The following is a 5,673-nucleotide window of genomic DNA, read 5'->3' on the forward strand; positions in this document are numbered from 1 at the left end:
ATGACCGACGAACGCGACGACGACGGCCACGAGTTCTCCTCGGGGCAGGGCGTCGACGCCGACTACGACGCGTTCACGCTCGACCCGCCGGAGCTCGGCGAGGACCCGAGCCGCGTCGACCCGGTCGACTCCCGGGTGCTGACCGAGGAGCTGGACCGCCGGAACATCGGCAGCGAGGACGTCGACGTCGAGCAGCTGATCGACGTGGGCCTCTCGTACATGGGGATCAACCGGTTCGAAGAGGCGACGGAGACGTTCGAACGCGCCGCCAACTTCGCCGAGGAGGACTCGCTGGAAGCGCAGGAGGCGTGGGTGAACAAGGGCGCCGCCCACGCCCAGTTGGAGGAGTTCGACCAGGCGATCGGCGCGTATCAGGAGGCGCTCCGGATCGACGAGGAGTCCGAACACGCCGCGACCGCCGAGACGAACCTCGCGTACTCGCTCTGGGAGTCCGGCCGGAGCGAGCAGGCGCTCGAACACGCCGAGCGCGCCGTCGAGACCGACCCGCGCTTCGCGGAAGCGTGGTACAACCGCGGGTTCCTGCTGGTCGAGCGCGGGCTCGCCAAGGACGCGGTCAAGTGCTTCGACAACGCGATCCGCCTCGGCTACCGCGACGCGGGGGTCCTCGAAGAGAAGGCGCGCGCCCTCGAGGAGGCCGGCGAGCACGAGCAGGCCGAGGAGGTCGCCGACCGCGCCGAGGAGCTCCGTCGCGAGGCCGAAGAGCAGATGGTCGAAGAGCAGACTGGGCAGGCCCCCGGACCCGGCGGGCAGGGTCGTCAGGGCGGTCGCGGCGCTCCCGGCGGACAGGGCCGTCAGGGCGGTCGCGGCGCTCCCGGCGGACAGGGCCGTCAGGGCGGGCAGGCCGGCGGCGGGCGGGGCGGCGACCCCGAGGGCCCGGAGCGAGAGCTTCAGGGCGAGGGGCCAGAGGGCTTCTGAATGCTCCTCCGCGAGCGCGAGACCGCCGAGGGACGGCTCGTCTCCGTCTGTGATCCGGACTGCCTCGGCGAGACGTACGACAACGGCCGCGCGACGATCACCGTGAGCGAGGAGTTCTACGGCGGCGACGACGCCGTCGAGGCGACCGCCGAGGAGGTCGTCGCGGGACTTCAGCGCGCACAGGTCGCGAACATCGTCGGCACCGAGGCGGTCGGCGTCGCCGTCGACGCGGGGCTCGTCGACGAGGAGACCGTCTTAGAGTTCGAGGAGACGCGGCACGCGCAGTTGCTCTGGCTGTAGCGGCGCACCGCCGCCCGCGTCTCGCCGGGATCCGAACCGGCTAAGGGCGCGGGCGACGAGGCGAATCCGATGAGACGACTCACGCGGAGCGAACTGGCGTCGCGGGTGGGGCCGCGGCCGCTGTCCGACGCCTTCTGGCGGCGCGCGATCGACCGCGGGGAGGCCGCGCTCGGCGTCGGCGCGGACGCCGTCGGCGAAGGCGCGGCCCCGGGCGACGAACCGGACGACGGACCGACGGAGCCGCTCGACACGGGGGACATCGTCGACGTGGGCGACCACGCCTTCGTCGTCGTCGACGCCGACCGCACCGAGAGCGGCGGGCGGATCTACCGGATCGAACTCGTCGCCGACCGCGAGGGAGACTGAGGATCGGGAGACGGGCCGACTCGGAAGCCGACCCACTCGGGGAGCCGACCCTCTCGGGGGAGGCGAGCCCCGATCAGAGCCCGGCGACGTCCTCGATGGCGTCGGTGAGTTCCTTCACGCTCTCGACGGTGTGCTCGCCCATGTGGCCGATACGGAACGTCTCCCCGCCGAGGTCGCCGTAGCCGTTCGAGAACGCCATGTCGTACTCCTCGCTCACTTCCTCGATCGTCGCGGCCACGTCGATCCCCTGCGTGTTCTCGATGCAGGCGACCGTCTGCGACTCGTACCCCGCCTCGGGGAACATCGCGAAGTGTTCGTCGGCCCAGTCGTGGACGTACTCCGTCATCTCGCGGTGGCGCTCGTCGCGGGCGCGGTGGCCCTCCTCCAGCATGCGTTTCATCTGCTTGCGATACGCCAGCATGATCGGAATGGCGGGCGTCGAGTGGGTCTGTCCCTTCCGGTCGTAGTAGTCGATCGTCCGGCGGAAGCCGCCGTACCACGAGGAGTCGCCCTTCTCGACCTCGCGGTCGTAGGCGTCGTCGCTCACGACGCAGACCGCGAGCCCCGGCGGCATCGCGAACGCCTTCTGCGTGGACGCGAAGATCACGTCGATGCCGTGTTCGTCGATGTCAACGTAGTCGCCGCCGAGCGACGAGACGGCGTCGACCGCGAAGTACGTGTCCGGGTACTCGGCGATCACGTCGCCGATCTCCTCGACCGGGTTCCGCACGCCGGTGGACGACTCGTTCATCACGCCCGCGACCATGTCGTACTTCGCGTCCGCGGACTCGATCGCCTCGCGCACGTCCGCGGGTTTGACCGCCTCGCCCCACTCGTACTCTAGCCGGTCGACGTCCTTGCCGAGTCGCTCGGCGACGTTGGCGTAGCGCTCGCTGAACGCGCCGCAAGTCGGGACGAGGACGTGCTCGTCGACGAGGTTGAGCGTCGTCGCCTCCCAGAACTCCGTGCCGGAGCCGGTGAGAATCACGACCTCGTGGTCGGTGCCGAGGAACTCCTTCGTGTCCTCGACGATAGTGGTGTACAGGTCGGTCATCCGGTCCATCCGGTGCCCGAACATCGGCTCGGCCATCGCCTCGATGACGTCGTCGCGGACCTCCGTCGGGCCGGGGATGTACAGCGTCTTCTCGTCGTAGTCGTCGCGGTATTCGCGTTTCTTCGTCACGGGATCCACCTGTTAGTTCGTACCGGGACGCGTGCGGGTATGTTCCTTGTGTTACGTTCAAAAACCGGGAACGCCGGCGCCGGGCGCGACCGGCGGCGGGCCGAGGCGGCACCGCGGTGGAGTTGCGCGGATCAACCGTCTTTATACGCACAGAGCAGAGAATCATGGTATGATACACACACCGAGAGTCGCAACCGCCCGGGGTGGCCCGCCGTGAGCGGCGACGAGGAGCTCGCGAAGGACCTCGGCCCGCTCGCGGCGCTCACCATCGGGATCGGGACGATGATCGGCGCCGGGATCTTCGTCCTGCCCGGCACCGCGGTCGCCCGCGCCGGGCCGCTCGCGGCGTTCACCTTTGTCCTCGGCGGCGTGATCGCCCTGTTCACGGCGCTTTCAGCCTCCGAGCTGGGCACCGCGATGCCGAAGTCCGGTGGGGCGTACTTTTACGTTAACCGCGCGCTCGGGCCGATGTTCGGCTCCGTCGCGGGGTGGGCGAACTGGCTCGGGCTTGCGTTCGCGTCCGCCTTCTACATGTACGGCTTCGGCGAGTACGTCAACGCCCTCATCGGCCTCGGTCCGGTCGGGATCGGCTTCGTGACGCTGGAGGCGGCGCAGGTGATCGGGCTCGCGGGCGCGCTCCTCTTCATCGCGGTCAACTACTTCGGCGCGAAGGAGACCGGCGGACTCCAGATCGTCATCGTCCTCTCGCTCCTCGGGATCCTCGCCGTCTTCACCGTCGTCGGCATCCTGAACGCCGACATGGAATCGCTCCGGCCGCTCGCCCCGCCGGGAACGACGAGTCAGGTGCTGCCGGTGACGGGGATCATCTTCGTCTCGTACCTCGGCTTCGTCCAGATCACCTCGGTCGCCGAGGAGATCAAGAATCCCGGCCGCAACCTCCCGCTCGCGGTGCTCGGCTCGGTCGTCATCGTGACGGTCGTCTACGCGCTGTTCCTCCTCGTCCTCCTCGCGGCGGTGCCGAACGAACTCGTCGCGAACAACGAGACCGCGGTCGTCGACGCCGCCAGACTCCTCTTCGGGCAGTACGAGGTGTTCGGCTTCTCGCTGGGCGCGCTCGGCGCCAGCATGCTCCTGATCGGCGGGCTCCTCGCGACCGCCTCGTCCGCGAACGCGTCGATCCTCTCCTCGTCGCGGATCAACTTCGCGATGGGCCGCGAGAAGATCGTCACGCCGTCGCTCAACGAGATCCACGAGCGGTTCGGAACGCCCTACAAGTCGATCGCGCTCACCGGCGCGCTCATCCTCGTCTTCCTCGTCGCCGGGAGCGTCGAGTCGCTGTCGACGATGGGCTCCGTCCTCCACCTCGTCGTCTACGGGCTGCTCAATCTCGCGCTCATCGTAATGCGCGAGTCGGAGGTCGAGGGGTACGATCCCGACTTCGAGGTCCCGTTCTACCCGCTCGTTCCGATCATCGGTACGATATCGTCGTTCGCGCTGATAATCTACATCGACCCGACGATCATTCTGCTGTCCGCCGGGCTCGTCGTCTTCGCGCTGCTCTGGTACCTGCTGTACGCCCGCGGGAAGGTAGAGGCGCGTGGCGTGCTCGGCTCGTGGATCCTCGACCGCTCCGAGGACCTGCCCGAGCAGGCCGTCTCGGCGGCGACCTCGGTCCAGCCGAGCGGCGACGACTACAGGGTGATGGTGCCGCTCGCGAACCCCGCGACCGAGGAACACCTGATCACGCTCGCCTCGGCCATCGCAAAGCAGCGGAACGGCACCGTCGTCGCGGTCAACATCGCGAACGTCCCCGACCAGACGTCGCTGGAGGCGGCCCGGGACCGCGGCGCCCACGAGGCGGCGCACGGTCTCCTCGATCAGGCCCGCGAGGACGCCGAGACGTTCGGCGTCGACGTGGAGACCCACGTCGTCCTGTCGCACCGCGTGTTCGAGGAGGTGTTCGACGCCGCGCGCACCTACGGCGCCGACATGACCGTGATGGGCTGGGGCGAGGACTCTCACGGGGCGCCCGGGCGCGCCGAGTCCGCAGTCGACGAGCTGGCGTACTCGCTGCCCTCGGACTTCCTCGTGTTCCGCGACCGCGGGTTCGACGCCTCGCGCATCCTCGTGCCGACCGCGGGCGGTCCGGCCTCGGACCTCTCCGGCGCCGTCGCGAAGATGCTCCAGACCGAGTTCGGCGGCGAGGTCACGCTGCTCCACGTCGCCGAGGACGACGAGGAGGCGGGCCGCGCGTTCCTCACCGAGTGGGCCGACGCGCACGACCTCTCCGACGCCACGCTCCGGATCGAAAGCGGCGACGTCGAGAACAGCATCGAGCACGCCGCCCGCGACGCGACGATGCTCATCATCGGCGCGACCCAGAAGGGACTGCTCTCGCGGCTGGTCAGCGGGTCGCTCGTGTTGGACGTGCTCAACGAGGTGGAGTGTTCCGTCCTGCTCGCGGAGCCGCGCAGCGAGCGCGGCATCCTCGGCCGGCTGTTCGGGAGCGGCGCGCGGTCGAACGACGTGACGGACGCGACGGAGACGCCAGCGGAGGTTGGCGTCGGACCGGAGCCGTCGACGCCCGAGATCGACGAGGGCGCGGACCAGGGGTCGAGCGCGGGCGACGAGTCGAAGGCAGACTGACGCGGCGAATTTATGTTACATAGCGGGTGGCGTCCGAACGATCCCCGTCAGCCCCAGTGCCAGAAGTGGTTGTCGTCGTCCTCGACCGGGTCGGTGCGCTCCCGGAGGGCGGCGACGTCCTCGGCGGTCGGCTCGTGGTCGTCGGGGAGCCGCTCCATACAGTCGAAACAGAGGAAGAACTCCGAGCCGTCGGTGAGTTCGAGCGTCAGCCCCTGCGTCGACTCGAACGCGAAGTTCCACAGGTCGCCGATCCCGCCGGCGATCCGCACGGACCGCTCGCA

Annotated in this window: 6 protein-coding genes; 4 read left to right on the top strand and 2 right to left on the bottom strand. The window is 69.3% G+C overall.

All coding sequences use genetic code 11. The features are described from left to right. From B9G38_RS13685 to B9G38_RS13695, 3 genes are all read left to right on the top strand, one after another. Positions 1–936 (top strand): tetratricopeptide repeat protein (locus tag B9G38_RS13685; protein ID WP_086220727.1); only part of this gene is annotated, 936 nt, incomplete at its 5' end. Continuing rightward, positions 937–1,236, top strand: a complete 300-nt coding sequence (locus tag B9G38_RS13690; protein ID WP_049932049.1) for a DUF424 domain-containing protein — start codon at positions 937–939, stop codon at positions 1,234–1,236. Between the two features lie 69 nt (positions 1,237–1,305). Beyond that, entirely contained in the window at positions 1,306–1,602 is a 297-nt protein-coding gene (locus tag B9G38_RS13695; RefSeq protein WP_086220728.1) for a hypothetical protein, read from the top strand. Between the two features lie 73 nt (positions 1,603–1,675). Here the strand turns inward: B9G38_RS13695 and B9G38_RS13700 are convergent, their stop codons facing one another. Then, positions 1,676–2,785 (bottom strand): alanine--glyoxylate aminotransferase family protein, encoded by a 1,110-nt coding sequence (locus B9G38_RS13700; RefSeq protein ID WP_049932152.1) that lies wholly within the window; start codon positions 2,783–2,785, stop codon positions 1,676–1,678. A 213-nt stretch (positions 2,786–2,998) separates the two neighbouring features. On the opposite strand from B9G38_RS13700, the gene B9G38_RS13705 reads away from it, so the two are divergent. Next, positions 2,999–5,392 (top strand): amino acid permease, encoded by a 2,394-nt coding sequence (locus B9G38_RS13705; protein WP_086220729.1) that lies wholly within the window; start codon positions 2,999–3,001, stop codon positions 5,390–5,392. Positions 5,393–5,439: 47 nt separating this feature from the next. On the opposite strand, the gene B9G38_RS13710 is transcribed toward B9G38_RS13705, so the two are convergent. Continuing rightward, positions 5,440–5,673 (bottom strand): hypothetical protein (locus B9G38_RS13710; protein ID WP_086220730.1); only part of this gene is annotated, 234 nt, incomplete at its 5' end.

Source organism: Halorubrum sp. SD612 (assembly GCF_002135005.1).

What these genes read in the sequence shown, in the direction of transcription:
- B9G38_RS13695 (WP_086220728.1), top strand. Translation starts at nt 1,306, where the DNA reads ATGAGACGACTCACGCGGAGCGAACTGGCGTCGCGGGTGGGGCCGCGG.
- B9G38_RS13690 (WP_049932049.1), top strand. Translation starts at nt 937, where the DNA reads ATGCTCCTCCGCGAGCGCGAGACCGCCGAGGGACGGCTCGTCTCCGTC.